Origin of the sequence: Streptomyces sp. NPDC059866, from assembly GCF_042731325.1 — a bacterium.
GTDB lineage: Bacteria > Actinomycetota > Actinomycetes > Streptomycetales > Streptomycetaceae > Streptomyces > Streptomyces flavusporus.
The window spans coordinates 65,449-77,994 of the sequence record NZ_JBHWJT010000035.1; the positions used below are offsets into that span (position 1 = coordinate 65,449).

Sequence of the window (12,546 nt, forward strand, 5' to 3'; positions counted from 1 at the left end):
CTCGTGGGCGGGAAGGACCGACTGCGGGACTACCGCGGCAAGCGTGACTTCGGGCGGACCCGTGAGCCGCAGGGGCGTGCGGCGACGTCCGGCCAGGAGCCGCGGTTCGTGGTGCAGATCCATGACGCCGGCACCCTGCACTTCGACTTCCGGCTTCAGGTGGACGACGTTCTGAAGTCCTGGTCGGTGCCGAAGGGGCCCTCCGACGATCCCAAGGACAAGCGGCTCGCCGTGCCCACCGAGGACCATCCGCTGGAGTACGCGGAGTTCGAGGGCGTCATACCGGCGGGCGAGTACGGCGGCGGCACGGTGATCGTGTGGGATCACGGTACGTACGAGCCGTTGAGCCACGACCGCACGGGGCGGCCGGTCGGTTTCGGGGAGTCGCTGGAGCGCGGGCATGCCAGGTTCCGGCTCAATGGCTCGAAGCTGCACGGCGAGTACGCGCTGACCCGGTTCCGCGGTGGTGCGGACGACGAGGCCTGGCTGCTGGTGAAGGCGGGCGGCGCACAAGGGCGGGGCACGCCGGATCCCCGTCGGGCCCGTTCGGCGCGCAGCGGTCGTACGCTCGCCCAGGTGGCCGCCGACGTCCGGGAGGACTGAGCGCCCGTCGACGGGGCGCGGTCGCGTCGGGCTCTCGTATGATCAGGCCCGATGTGCGCGCAGGGCGGCCAGGGCACGGTCGGCGTGTGTGTTCATGCGCAGTTCGCTGCGGACGACCTCGAGGACCGTGCGGTCCTGCGCGATGACGAAGGTGACGCGCTTGGTGGAGGCCAGCTGGAATCCCCGCTTCACGCCGAAGCGTTCACGGACCGTGCCGTCGGCGTCGGACAGCAGCGGCATGCCGAGCGTGTGGCGTCCGGCGAACTCCTGCTGCCGCTCCACCGGGTCGCCGCTCACGCCCACCGGCCGTGCGCCGACGGCGGCGAACTCCGCGGCCAGATCGCGGAAGTGGCAGGCTTCGGCGGTGCAGCCGGGGGTCATGGCGGCGGGGTAGAAGAACAGCACCACCGGCCCCTCGGCGAGGAGTTCGGACAGGCGCCGCGGCGTACCGGTCTCGTCGGGCAGTTCGAAGTCCTCGACCTTGTCGCCGGCGACCGGCTGGGACGGGGGCACGGGTTCCTCCTCTGGTGGCCTGGCGCGTGAGCTTACTGGACAGTACAGAGGTGTCCGGAAGGCACCCGCCACGAGCGGCGGTTGTGGGCTGTGGGTCAGGAGGGGGCGGCCTGGGCGGTGGGCCGCTGCTCGGGGTCGTCGTCGACGGCCGCGGCGAGGAAGTCGTCGACCATGCGGTGGAAGAGGGTCGCGAGCTGCCGCAGTTCCTCCGGCGACCAGTCGGCCAGGGCCAGCTGCATGCCCCGGGCGCCGACATCCCGGATCCGCTCGATGGCCTGCCGGCCGGTCTCGGTCAGCTCGATGCGCTGGGCGCGCCGGTCGTCGGGGTCGGGTATCCGGGTGACGTACCCGGCCTTCTGCAGCTGCTGCACGGTGCGGGTGACGTGGGAGGCCTCCACGCCGAGCTGGTTGGCCAGCTCCCCCGGGCGCATCGGCTCCGAGTCCGCGACCTGTCGCAGCAGCGCCACGGCGGCGCGGTCCAGCGGCACCTCGGCCAGGGCCATCAGCCGGTCGTGCTGCCGGGCGCGGGTGCCGAGGTAGGTGATACGGGTCAGCGCCCGCTCGATCTCGGTCACTTCTGGGGAAGCAGGCGCGGCGGGGATCGGGGGTGTGGGCATGGGACCCACTTTACCATCTTGTTGCGTAACTCAAGTAATTCGTCATACTTGCCCACTCAAGCAACCGAGAAGGAAAGCCCTCCCCACGACCACGCTGAAGTCCGTTCCTCCACGCGGGGCACCGTCCCGAGGGGGATTCGAGGTCACCACCCGACTGACGCCGTACCCCATCGCCCGGGCAGGGGAAGACGGAACCCATGACCATCCGCGTGCTGCTCGCCGACGACCAGGCCCTGCTGCGGGCCGCCTTCCGCATTCTGATCGACTCCTGCGAGGACATGGAGGTGGTGGGCGAGGCCACCGACGGCGCCCAGGCGATCGACCTCGCCCGTACCCACCGGCCCGACCTCGTCCTGATGGACATCTGTATGCCCGGCACCGACGGCCTGGCCGCAACGTCCGCCATCTGCGCCGACCCGGAGCTGTCCGCGACCCGGGTGCTGATCCTGACGACCCTCGAGATCGACGAGGACGTCGCCGAGGCGCTGCGGGTCGGCGCGAGCGGCTTCCTCGGCAAGGACGTCACCGCCGACGGGTTCCTGGACGCCCTGCGGACCGTGGCCTTCGGCGAGTCCCTGCTCTGCCCGCTCGCCACCCGCGCCCTGATCACCCGCTTCCTGGCCACGCCCGCCGAGGACTCCCGGCTGGCCACCCCGGAGGACCTCACCGCGCTCACCGCCCGCGAACGCGAGGTGATGGGCCGGGTGGCCGAGGGGCACTCCAACGAGGAGATCGCCCAGAAGCTCCTGCTCAGCCCGCTGACCGTGCGCGCACACGTCCACACGGCGATGACGAAGCTGGGCGCCCGGGACCGGGCCCAACTGGTCGTCATCGCCTACCACTCGGGCCTGGTCCGGGCCGTACCGCCGCCCTCCGTCGGCCGCTGACCCCACCCGCCGTTCAGGGGATTCCTGCGGGCGGGGCGCGTGGCACCGCCCTGCCCCGTCGACACCTAGGCCCGTGACCCTGCCGCTGATCGCCCCGATGCTCGCCACGCCCGGCACGCTGCCGCCCGCCGCACAGGACGCGCGGTGGGCCTACGAGACCAAGCAGGACGGCCAGCGTGCGGTGATCTACCTGCCCGGCGACGGCAGTGTGCTGCTGCGCGCCCGGTCCGGCGAGGACATCACCGCCACCTACCCGGAGCTGCTGCCGCTGGGCGGCGCCCTCGGCAGCACGCCCGCGGTGCTGGACGGGGAGGTCCTGGCACTGGACGAACAGGGGCGCTCCGACTTCCAGTTGCTGCAGTCCCGTATGAGCCTCGCACACGCGCCGTCCCGGGCGGCCCGCCGGGCGGCGCAGGAGCCGGTCCACCTCGTACTGTTCGACGTGATGCACCTGGCGGGGCACTCGCTGACCGGGCAGTCCTACGTCCGGCGGCGCGCCCGGTTGGAGGGGCTGGGCCTCGACGGACCGTTCTGGTCGACGCCGGGCGCGCTCGTGGGGCACGGCGAGCAGGCGCTGCAAGCCACTCTCGAGCACGGCCTGGAGGGCCTGGTCTGCAAACGGCTGGACTCGGTGTACGAGCCGGGGGTGCGCTCCCGGGCCTGGATCAAGATCCGCAACATGCGCGGCGAGGACGTCGTCGTGGGCGGCTGGCTGCCCGGCAAGGGGCGGCTGACCGGCCTGCCCGGCTCGGTACTGCTCGGTCAGCGCGACTCCGCCGGACGGCTGCGCTACGTGGGCAACGTGGGCACCGGCTGGAACGAGGCCGAGCGGACGGAACTGGCGGCGCTGCTGCGGACGCTCACGACCGACGTGTGCCCCTTCCACCCCGTGCCCCCCGTGGCGGGCGCCCGTTGGGTGCTGCCGCGGCTGGTCGGCGAGGTCCGCTTCACCACCCGCACCAGGACCGGGCTGCTGCGCCAGCCGTCGTGGCTGCGGCTGCGGCAGGACCTCACGCCCGAGGAGTCCACCGCCGACCTGCCCGAACACCTCGCCTGACACTGCGTCAGCAGGAAGTTGTCGGTTGTCCTTCACCAGGGGGACGCCTGTGACCTCTTGGCCTGGAAGGGAATCCCGGGGAAGCTGAACTGCCCTTTCCCCCCACAGCCGTTGGGCTGCGCCCGAATCAGGAGGAGGACGCAGTGTCGTCACCGAAGTCCACGCTGCACCGCAGGAGATGGCTCACCGGCCTGGCCGGCGCCGTCGCGCTCGTCGTCGCCTTCCCCGCCACCGCCTTTGCCACCCCGCCGCCCGCCCTGCCCGCGAACGCCGACAGCCAGGAGCGGACGTACCAGCCGGCCTTCGACTACGACACGGACGGCTGCTACTCCACGCCCGCCGTCGGACCCGACGGCACCGTCAACGGCGGCCTCAACCCGACCGGCGCGCTCAACGGCAGCTGCCGGGACGCCTTCGACCTCGACAACACCAACAGCTACTCGCGCTACAAGTGCAACAACGGCTGGTGCGCCTACATGTACGGCCTGTACTTCGAGAAGGACCAGGCCGTGGCGGGCAGCAGCCTCGGCGGTCACCGCCATGACTGGGAGCACGTCGTGGTGTGGGTGCAGAACAACCAGGTGCAGTACGTCTCGACGTCCAACCACGGTTCGTTCACCGTGCACGCCGCGTCGCAGATCCGTTTCGACGGCACCCACGCGAAGATCGTCTACCACAAGGACGGCATCAGCACGCACTGCTTCCGTGCCGCCAACTCCAATGACGAGCCGCCGGAGAACCACAAGGGCACCTGGCAGTACCCGCCGCTGGTCGGCTGGAACGGCTACCCGGCCGGCGTGCGCGACAAGCTGACCTCGTACAACTTCGGCAGCGCCAGCTTCGGTCTGAAGGACGGCAGCTTCAACTCCCACCTCGCCTCGGCGAAGCCGTCGGGCATCGCGTTCGACCCGAACGCCTGATCCGCGGTCTCGGGAGCGACGGGGACCGGCAACGGTCTATGGTGTCCGCATGCCGGTCCCCGATCTGATCCGCATCGTCTCCCGCGACTCCCCCATGGCGCTCGCCCAAGTGGAGCGTGTACGCGCCGAGTTGGCGGCCCTGCACCCGGACGTGCGCACCGAGGTCGTGCCGGTGAAGACCACCGGTGACAAGTGGATGGGCGATCTCGCCAAGGTCGAGGGCAAGGGCGCGTTCACCAAGGAGGTCGACGCGGCGCTGCTGGCCGGTGCGGCCGATCTCGCGGTGCACTGCGTCAAGGACATCCCCGCCGACCGGCCGCTCCCCGCGGGCACGGTGTTCGCCGCGTTCCTCGAGCGCGACGACATCCGCGACGCCCTCGTACACCCGGGTGGCCGCACCCTCGACGAACTCCCGCCCGGCACCCGGATCGGCACCTCCTCCGTCCGCCGCGTCGCCCAGCTGGCCGCCACCCATCCGCACCTGGAGTGCGTCCCGTTCCGCGGCAACGCCAACCGGCGGCTGGCGAAGCTGGCCGCCGGCGAGGCGGATGCGCTGCTGCTCGCCGTCTCCGGCCTGGAACGCATCGGGCGCCGCGATGTGATCAGCGAGGTCCTCTCCCCCGAGACGATGATGCCGCCGATCGGCGCGGGCATCCTCGCCCTGCAGTGCCGCGAGGGCGACGACGACCTCATCGACGCCGTCAGTGCGCTCGGTGACCCGGACACGCACCGGGAGGCGACGGCGGAGCGCATGTTCCTGCACGTCCTGCAGGGCCACTGCAACAGCCCGATCGCCGGGTTCGCCCGGGTGGACCGCGGCGGCGAGCTGTCCCTGCGGGCCTGTGTGTTCACCCCCGACGGCAAGACGCGGCTCAACGCCCACGAGTGGGCCGGCCGCCTCGACCCGGCCACGCTCGGCACCTCGGTCGCCGTGGCCCTGCTGCGTCAGGGCGCCCGCGAGATCATCGACGGCATCCCGCACTGACCCGTCCGGTCAGGCGGTGCCCTCCTCCGCCTGACCGCGCAGGAAGTTGCTCACCTGGTGGGCGAGGCTCTCCCGGCCCGCCGCGGAGGGGGCGCAGGAGGAACCCTCGGGCAGGCCGGTGCCACCCGCCCACAGCCGGCGGTCGGTCCAGTCGTCGTCCACCCGCAGCTGCACCTGGACGTCGACCCGGTCCAGGGCGGCCTCGGGTCCGGCCGCGTACAGCACGGCGGTGGCGCGGCGCAGCGGGTAGACGTCGTAGCCCTCGATGAACTGTGAGTTGCGCCAGTCCAGGAACGCGCTCTCCCCGTCGGGGCCGATCCGTAGGTCGATCTGGCCGTCCTCGAGGTGGATGCCGAACTTTCGCTCGCCGCGGTTCTCGACGGTCACGCGGACCCGGAAGTACGTCAGTCCCTCGGCGGCGTCGTCGCGTCCCCGCGGCGGCTCGGCCCGCTCCAGTCGGTGGACGCGGACGCGCAGGCCGGCATGCTCGTCGTACTCCTGCCAGTCCCCGACCACGTTCGGCTCGTACACGGTCCACCTCTCGAACTCTCGAAGCTGCTTCCTATCCGTGGGCTCGGCGCACTGTCAAATGAGCGGAATGCGCCGTGGCCAGGGAATTCACCCGTTTGATCGCTGATCAAGCCGTGCGCAGGGAGAATCGGCACGGGCGGATTCACCGGCGTGCCGCACATCACGTCCGGACACGAGATCAGCGGACCGGCCGCCGACCGGATGTCGACGGTGGAGTACCGCCTGGTCGCAAGGTGTCACGCTATTCACGAAAGGTGTTTCATCCCGGTTTGTCCAGGGAATCTGCAGGGAAGTGCTTCGGACAGGAGGCACGTCCGTGGGAACCGGCTCGCCGGCCCCGGTGTTTTCGTGCGGTCCGAGCGCGCTTCCCACGGTGTCTGTCCACCCGGCACCTGCTGAGGGAGGCGCGCGGTATGCGTACCGCCGGCAGAACGAAGCAACACCCTCACGACGACGCCCCAGACACCGCCGCCGACTTCGAACGGCTCCAGCAGCTCCCCGAGGGCCCGGAACGCAAGGCCCTCCGCGACGAGCTGGTGCGGCTCTGGCTACCCATGGCGGAGCGCATCGCCGTCCGGTTCCGGGGCCGCGGCGAGGCCCTGGAGGACCTGTACCAGGTAGCGGCACTCGGCCTCGTCAAGGCCGTCGACCACTACGATCCCTCCCGCGGCCGCGCCTTCGAGGCGTACGCCGTGCCGACCGTCACCGGCGAGATCAAACGCCACTTCCGTGACCACATGTGGACGCTGCACGTACCCCGGCGCGTCCAGGACCTGCGCAACCGGGTGCGCCGCTCCGCGAAGGAACTGGCGCACACGACCCCGGGGCGGGCCCCGACCATCGCCGAGATCGCCGCACACGCGCAGCTGAGCGAGAGCGAGGTACGCATCGGGATGGAGGCCCTGGAGTGCTTCACCGCGCTGTCGCTCGAGGCGGAGATGCCGGGCACCGACGGTTACGCCCTCGCAGACGCGATCGGCGGTCCCGACCCGCGCTACGACGTCGTCGTCGACCGGGTGGCGGTGGCGCCCTGTCTGCAGGCACTGCCGGAGCGTGAGCGCACCATCCTTTACCTGCGCTTCTTCCGGGGCATGACCCAGAGCTGCATCGCGGAGCAGCTGGGCATCTCCCAGATGCACGTCTCCCGGCTGCTCAGCGCCTGCTTCGCCCGGCTCCGCGAGGAACTGCTGGCCGGGACGGTCCGCTGAGGAGGCTCACTGAGGGGGCGCGCCGGGAATCTGCGTCGGACCGTGCCGGTCGAGGGCGTCCTCCAGTTCGACGCGGATCTCCGGGGGCAGCTCCCCCCTGCGGCCCCAGATCAGAATCAGTTCCGCGACATTGCGGAGCTTGATGTTCGTGTGCTGGGAGACCTGTTTCAGCACCGCCCACCCCTGGTCCGGCGTCACCCGCCCCAGCGCGACCATCATGCCGATGGCCTGGTCCACCACGGCATGGGAGGCGAGGGCTTCCTTGAGCTGGGCCACTTCGTCCTGCAGTGCCTGGACCTGGTCCGTGGCGTCCGGCGGTACGCGTGTCACCCCTCCATCCTCCCACCGGTACTGCCACCTGCCACCGGGGTACTCGGCAGGCGCCAGGACCGGTTCCGGTTGGACACTGGTGCCAGACCGGTAGCTGCCGGTCGACGAGACCAGGACGACTGCCATGACACATGACTCGACACCCGCCTTCCCTTCGACGGACGTCATGTCCACGCACACCACCGTGGGTGCGCCCTGCTGGGTGAGTCTGACCAGCCACGATGTACGGGCCACCGAGGAGTTCTACACCGCTGTGCTGGGCTGGGAGTGGCGGAAGGTCAAACTCGGCGAACACTTCCGGATCGCCCTGGCGGACGGGGTACCGGTGGCGGGGATCGCCGCGGTGGCCTCCATGTGGCAGATGGCGGTCGCCTGGACGCCGTACTTCGCGGTCCGCAGCGCCGACGAGGCCGTCGGCCGGGTCCAGGAGCGCGGCGGCACGACGGCGGTCGGCCCGATCTCCCTGCCGCCCGGACGGGCGGCGCTGCTCGCCGACCGGGACGGCGCGACCTTCGGCATCTGGGAGGGCGAGCTGCCCTCCGACTGGGACACCTGGCGCCGCGCGGCCTCGGCCTTCATCCGGCTGCACACCCGCGACGCCTTCGACGCCGCGATCTTCTACGGCGAGGTCCTCGACTGGGCGTCCGCACCCTCCGGGTGCTGCGAGGTCACCTACGAGGGGGAGGAGGTCGTCATGCGCATGCGCGGGGAAGTCGTGGCGCGGATCGAGTCCGGCGCGCTGGAGACGGCCCCCGACCCCAGTATCCGGCCGCACTGGCAGGTCCACTTCGCGGTCGGCGACGCGGCCGCCTGTGCCCGGGCCGCGGTGGCGCACGGCGGGAGCGTGCTGAGCGAGGGCGCCGAGGAGGCTGTCCTGCGCGACCCCGACGGCGCCCAGTTCACGGTGACGTCACGTCGCGCACGGTGACGCCGGGCCGGGAGCCGCGCGCGGCGGACGCCCGGCCCGGTCCGCTCACTGCGCGTTGCGTGACGGCCGCGAGAGCAGCACGAGACTGCGGGCCTCGACGGTCACACCGGTGCCGGCCTTGTGCTCCCGCTCGTCCGGGATGCCCTGGGGGTCGGCGGTGTCGATCAGGGCCGTCCAGCGCTCGCCGTAGGTGATGTCCGGCAGCCGGAAGTCCACCGGCTCCCAGTAGCTGTTGAGGAGCAGCAGGAAGGAGTCGTCAGTCACGGGGCGGCCGTACGCGTCGGGTTCGGCGATGGCGTCGCCGTTGAGGAAGACACCGACGGAGTGCGCGTCGGAGCGCTGCCAGTCCTGGTCGGTCATCTCGCGGGCGTCCGGCAGCAGCCAGACCAGATCGGGCAGCGGCTGTCCGGCGTGCGTCACCGTCTCGCCGCGGAAGAAGCGGCGCCGGCGCAGCACCGGGTGCGCGGCGCGCAGTGCGATGACGTACCGCGTGAAGTCCCGCAGCTCGCGCTGCTCCTCGGTCAGCCGCCAGTCGATCCAGGAGACGTCGTTGTCCTGGCAGTAGGCGTTGTTGTTGCCGCCCTGGGTACGGCCGAGTTCGTCTCCGTGGCAGAGCATGGGGATGCCCTGCGACAGCAGCAGCGTGGCGAGGAAGTTGCGCTGCTGGCGGGCCCGCAGCTCCAGGACGCCGGGGTCGCGGGTCGGGCCCTCGGCGCCGCAGTTCCAGGACCGGTTGACGCTCTCGCCGTCCCGGTTGCCCTCGCCGTTGGCCTCGTTGTGCTTGTCGTTGTACGACACGAGGTCGCGCAGGGTGAACCCGTCGTGCGCGGTGACGAAGTTGACGCTGGCCCGCGGTCTGCGTCTGCTGTGCTGGTACAGGTCGGAGGAGCCGGTCAGCCGGGACGCGAACTCGCCCAGCGTGTGTTCGCCGCCCCGCCAGAAGTCCCGTACCGCGTCCCGGTACTTGCCGTTCCACTCCGACCACAGCGGCGGAAAGTTGCCCACCTGGTAGCCGCCCTCTCCCACGTCCCACGGCTCGGCGATCAGCTTGACCCTGCTGATCACGGGGTCCTGCTGGATCAGGTCGAAGAACGCCGACAGCCGGTCCACCTCGTGGAACTGCCGGGCCAGGGTGGCCGCGAGGTCGAAACGGAAGCCGTCGACGTGCATCTCGGTGACCCAGTACCGCAGCGAGTCCATGATCAGCTGCAGGACGTAGGGGTGGCGCATCAGCAGGCTGTTCCCGGTGCCGGTGGTGTCGTAGTAGTGCCCCCAGTCGCCGTCCACCAGGCGGTAGTACGAGGCGTTGTCGATGCCGCGGAAGGACAGCGTGGGGCCCTTCTCGTTGCCCTCGGCGGTGTGGTTGTAGACCACGTCGAGGATCACCTCGAGCCCGGCCGCGTGCAGCGCCCTGACCATCGACTTGAACTCGGCGACCTGCTGACCGCGGCTGCCGTGCGCGGCGTAGGCGTTGTGGGGCGCGAAGAAGCCGATCGTGTTGTAGCCCCAGTAGTTGGACAGGCCGCGGTCCTGCAGATGGCCGTCCTGCACGAACTGGTGCACCGGCATCAGTTCGACGGCGGTCACGCCCAGCGAGACCAGGTGGTCGACGACCGCGGGGTGGGCGAGTCCGGCATAGGTGCCGCGCAGTTCGGGCGGCACCTCCGGATGGGTGCGGCTGAGCCCTCGTACATGCGCCTCGTAGATCACGGTGTCGGCGTACGGCCGCCGGGGCGGGCGGTCGTCGCCCCACTCGAAGGCCGGGTCGGTGACCACGCCGAGCATGGTGTGCCCGGCACTGTCGGCCGGGTCGGGGCCGGCCGTGGAACGCTCGTACAGCGAGGGGTGGTTGTCGATCTGGCCGTCCACTGCGGTGGCGTACGGGTCGAGCAGCAGCTTGGCCGGGTTGCAGCGCTGTCCGAGGGCCGGCTGCCACGGGCCGTGCACTCGGTAGCCGTAGCGTTGGCCGGGGCCGATCTCGGGCAGATAGCAGTGCCAGACGAAGCCGTCGACCTCGGTCAGCGGGACGCTGCGGTGCCGCCCGCGGTCGTCGACCAGGACGAGTTCGACCCGTTCGGCGACCTCGCTGAACAGGGCGAAGTTGGTGCCCTTGCCGTCGTGGGCGGCCCCCAAGGGATAGGGGTGCCCGCTCCACGCGGGCACCCCGGTCTTCCGGTTCGGCTGCTGCGTCACCGCGCGTCCTCCAGAGCGCCGTCGTCCACCGGGTTCGGCGGGGCGGCCAGTGCGGTGACCGGGAGCTCGCGGGGCACCTGAAGGCCCTCGCGCAGGTTCGGGGCGGGCGCCTTCGGCACCAGGGGGACGCGCTGGCCGGCGCGGGCCCGCTGCGAGAACCAGATGACCTTGCTGCCGGTGTCCGTGGCGCAGCAGCCCCAGCCGTCGCTCATCGCGGCGATGTGCTCCAGGCAGGCACGGAGATCCAGGTCCGGGCGGAGCCCGTGGTCGTCGCCGCCGACGGCGGTGATCAGGTGCTGGCGGTTCCACCACATCTCGATCGAGGTGCGCTTGTCCGAGGCGTGTTCGTCGATGGCCTTCAGCAGCAGCTCGGCGCTGTGGCAGACGGGCTTGACGAGCAGTTCGAGGTCCCAGTACCTGAGGTGGGCCGCCAGGATGCGGCTGACCTGTCCGACGCGTTCCGGGCTGACCTCCACGTCGAGGTGGTAGTAGCAGGGCACTGCGGTCTTCATCGTCGTGGCTCCTCACCGGCGAGGCTCTCGCTCCTCCTCGCCCTAGCGGGCCGACCCCCGAACACGAAGCGTGAGCGCTGATCGCTTCTGAGTCACCCTCAACAGTGCGGCCGCTAGTCCATTCGTGCAACACGAGCACAACACACCGAGGTCGTTGAAGCTCTAACAAGACGCTGGGTCGCCGTGCGTGCACCATGAGTGAAGGCCTCGATCGCCGTAACGGATCCGTGTCGCCGTGCGCACGGCCGCCGGCCCGACCGTCGGGAACGTGCCCATCGAGCGCCCGGGAGGTGACACGGCGCCATGATGCTGCTACCCGCCAGAGCCGAAGTCGCCCGGCAGCTGCGGCGGTACCGGACCTGGGAGCGCGTGATGCTCGCGGCCCCCGCCGACCGCACGGTGCGAGCCACCTTCGAGGACTCGGGTTACACCCTCTGCGTGCTGATGGGGAAGCGCTGCGCGCGCGAGGCGGCCGAGGCGGCCGAGCGCTATCTGCGCACCAGCCAGGCCACCTACCTGCTGGAGCAGCACGGCCGTCCACGCCCGACCCGCGTCCACCGGCGGGGACCCCCGTCGGGCCGGCGTTCCCGGGCAAGGCGGTAGTCCCCTTTCCGGTGCAGGATCCCGAGCCGGGCCCCAGGGGCCCGGCTATGAGTACGACGGAGGTGAGACCCAATGAGTACGACCGAGGCCATCGGCCGCATCCCGGTACGGGACGTCCACCCGGCGGTGGACGGCGGCAGGCGCCCGGCGAAGGCAGTACCTGGAGAGACGTTCCAGGTCACCGCCACCGTGTTCCGCGAGGGGCACGACGCGGTCGCCGCCAACGTCGTCCTGCGGGATCCGCAGGGCCGCCCCGGCCCGTGGACGCCGATGCGTGAACTCGCCCCCGGCACCGACCGCTGGGGTGCCGAGGTCACCCCGGACACCGAGGGCCGCTGGACCTACACCGTGGAGGCCTGGGGCGATCCGGTCACCACCTGGCGCCGGACCGCCCGGATCAAGGTCCCGGCCGGCATCGACACCGGCCTGGTCCTGGAGGAGGGCGCGAACCTGTACGCGCGGGCCGCCGACGACGTGCCCGAGCGGACGGCGCGCACGGTGCTGCTGGACGCGGCAAGGGCCCTGGGGGACGATTCGCTTCCGGTCGCGACGCGCCTTGCGGCGGCGTTGACGCCGGAGGTGGACGGTGTGCTGGGGCGGTATCCGCTGCGGGAGTTGGTGACGGCGTCCGAGCCGTTGCCGCTGCTGGTGGAGCGGGA

The 12,546-nt window shown here is 71.2% G+C and carries 15 protein-coding genes; 9 read left to right on the plus strand and 6 right to left on the minus strand.

Annotation, left to right across the window (positions count from 1 at the left end):
* Positions 1 to 3 precede the first annotated feature (3 nt).
* Entirely contained in the window at positions 4 to 603 is a 600-nt protein-coding gene (locus ACFV7R_RS37965; RefSeq protein WP_385272392.1) for a DNA polymerase ligase N-terminal domain-containing protein, read from the plus strand.
* Between the two features lie 42 nt (positions 604 to 645).
* On the opposite strand, the gene ACFV7R_RS37970 is transcribed toward ACFV7R_RS37965, so the two are convergent.
* Both ACFV7R_RS37970 and ACFV7R_RS37975 read right to left on the minus strand, forming a co-directional pair.
* On the minus strand, positions 646 to 1,116 hold the full coding sequence (locus tag ACFV7R_RS37970; protein ID WP_385272396.1) for a peroxiredoxin: 471 nt from the start codon (positions 1,114 to 1,116) through the stop codon (positions 646 to 648).
* Between the two features lie 95 nt (positions 1,117 to 1,211).
* Entirely contained in the window at positions 1,212 to 1,733 is a 522-nt protein-coding gene (locus tag ACFV7R_RS37975; protein WP_385272399.1) for a MarR family winged helix-turn-helix transcriptional regulator, read from the minus strand.
* 197 nt (positions 1,734 to 1,930) lie between these two features.
* On the opposite strand from ACFV7R_RS37975, the gene ACFV7R_RS37980 reads away from it, so the two are divergent.
* The 4 genes from ACFV7R_RS37980 to hemC all read left to right on the plus strand — a co-directional run bounded on the left by ACFV7R_RS37980 (position 1,931) and on the right by hemC (position 5,582).
* Positions 1,931 to 2,620 carry a response regulator gene (locus ACFV7R_RS37980; RefSeq protein ID WP_385272402.1) on the plus strand — a complete coding sequence of 230 codons (690 nt, stop codon included), beginning with the start codon at positions 1,931 to 1,933 and terminating at the stop codon, positions 2,618 to 2,620.
* Between the two features lie 73 nt (positions 2,621 to 2,693).
* Complete coding sequence (locus tag ACFV7R_RS37985; protein ID WP_385272405.1) at positions 2,694 to 3,677, plus strand: ATP-dependent DNA ligase; 984 nt, start codon at positions 2,694 to 2,696, stop codon at positions 3,675 to 3,677.
* A 143-nt stretch (positions 3,678 to 3,820) separates the two neighbouring features.
* Positions 3,821 to 4,597, plus strand: coding sequence for an NPP1 family protein (locus tag ACFV7R_RS37990; protein ID WP_385272407.1), 777 nt, complete (start codon positions 3,821 to 3,823; stop codon positions 4,595 to 4,597).
* 49 nt (positions 4,598 to 4,646) lie between these two features.
* The gene (gene hemC / locus ACFV7R_RS37995; protein WP_385272410.1) at positions 4,647 to 5,582 is read left to right on the plus strand and encodes a hydroxymethylbilane synthase; all 936 of its coding nucleotides are present in this window, start codon (positions 4,647 to 4,649) and stop codon (positions 5,580 to 5,582) included.
* A gap of 9 nt (positions 5,583 to 5,591) precedes the next feature.
* On the opposite strand, the gene ACFV7R_RS38000 is transcribed toward hemC, so the two are convergent.
* Positions 5,592 to 6,113 carry a hypothetical protein gene (locus tag ACFV7R_RS38000; protein ID WP_385272413.1) on the minus strand — a complete coding sequence of 174 codons (522 nt, stop codon included), beginning with the start codon at positions 6,111 to 6,113 and terminating at the stop codon, positions 5,592 to 5,594.
* A 413-nt stretch (positions 6,114 to 6,526) separates the two neighbouring features.
* Here ACFV7R_RS38000 and ACFV7R_RS38005 point away from each other — a divergent pair, with 413 nt between their 5' ends.
* Positions 6,527 to 7,321 carry a SigB/SigF/SigG family RNA polymerase sigma factor gene (locus ACFV7R_RS38005; RefSeq protein ID WP_129797808.1) on the plus strand — a complete coding sequence of 265 codons (795 nt, stop codon included), beginning with the start codon at positions 6,527 to 6,529 and terminating at the stop codon, positions 7,319 to 7,321.
* Between the two features lie 6 nt (positions 7,322 to 7,327).
* Here the strand turns inward: ACFV7R_RS38005 and ACFV7R_RS38010 are convergent, their stop codons facing one another.
* The gene (locus ACFV7R_RS38010) at positions 7,328 to 7,651 is read right to left on the minus strand and encodes an ANTAR domain-containing protein (protein WP_240797341.1); all 324 of its coding nucleotides are present in this window, start codon (positions 7,649 to 7,651) and stop codon (positions 7,328 to 7,330) included.
* Between the two features lie 124 nt (positions 7,652 to 7,775).
* Between ACFV7R_RS38010 and ACFV7R_RS38015 the strand changes: the two genes are divergently transcribed.
* Positions 7,776 to 8,579, plus strand: a complete 804-nt coding sequence (locus ACFV7R_RS38015) for a VOC family protein (protein WP_385272417.1) — start codon at positions 7,776 to 7,778, stop codon at positions 8,577 to 8,579.
* 45 nt (positions 8,580 to 8,624) lie between these two features.
* On the opposite strand, the gene glgX is transcribed toward ACFV7R_RS38015, so the two are convergent.
* Together glgX and ACFV7R_RS38025 are read right to left on the minus strand one after the other, a co-directional pair.
* A complete protein-coding gene (glgX, locus tag ACFV7R_RS38020) occupies positions 8,625 to 10,742 on the minus strand; it encodes a glycogen debranching protein GlgX (RefSeq protein WP_385272438.1) in 2,118 nt (705 codons plus the stop codon).
* Positions 10,743 to 10,768: 26 nt separating this feature from the next.
* On the minus strand, positions 10,769 to 11,284 hold the full coding sequence (locus tag ACFV7R_RS38025; protein ID WP_385272420.1) for a pep a2: 516 nt from the start codon (positions 11,282 to 11,284) through the stop codon (positions 10,769 to 10,771).
* Positions 11,285 to 11,590: 306 nt separating this feature from the next.
* Between ACFV7R_RS38025 and ACFV7R_RS38030 the strand changes: the two genes are divergently transcribed.
* Complete coding sequence (locus ACFV7R_RS38030; protein WP_385272441.1) at positions 11,591 to 11,887, plus strand: DUF5133 domain-containing protein; 297 nt, start codon at positions 11,591 to 11,593, stop codon at positions 11,885 to 11,887.
* A 72-nt stretch (positions 11,888 to 11,959) separates the two neighbouring features.
* The coding region (locus tag ACFV7R_RS38035; protein WP_385272423.1) for a maltotransferase domain-containing protein at positions 11,960 to 12,546 on the plus strand (587 nt) is incomplete at its 3' end.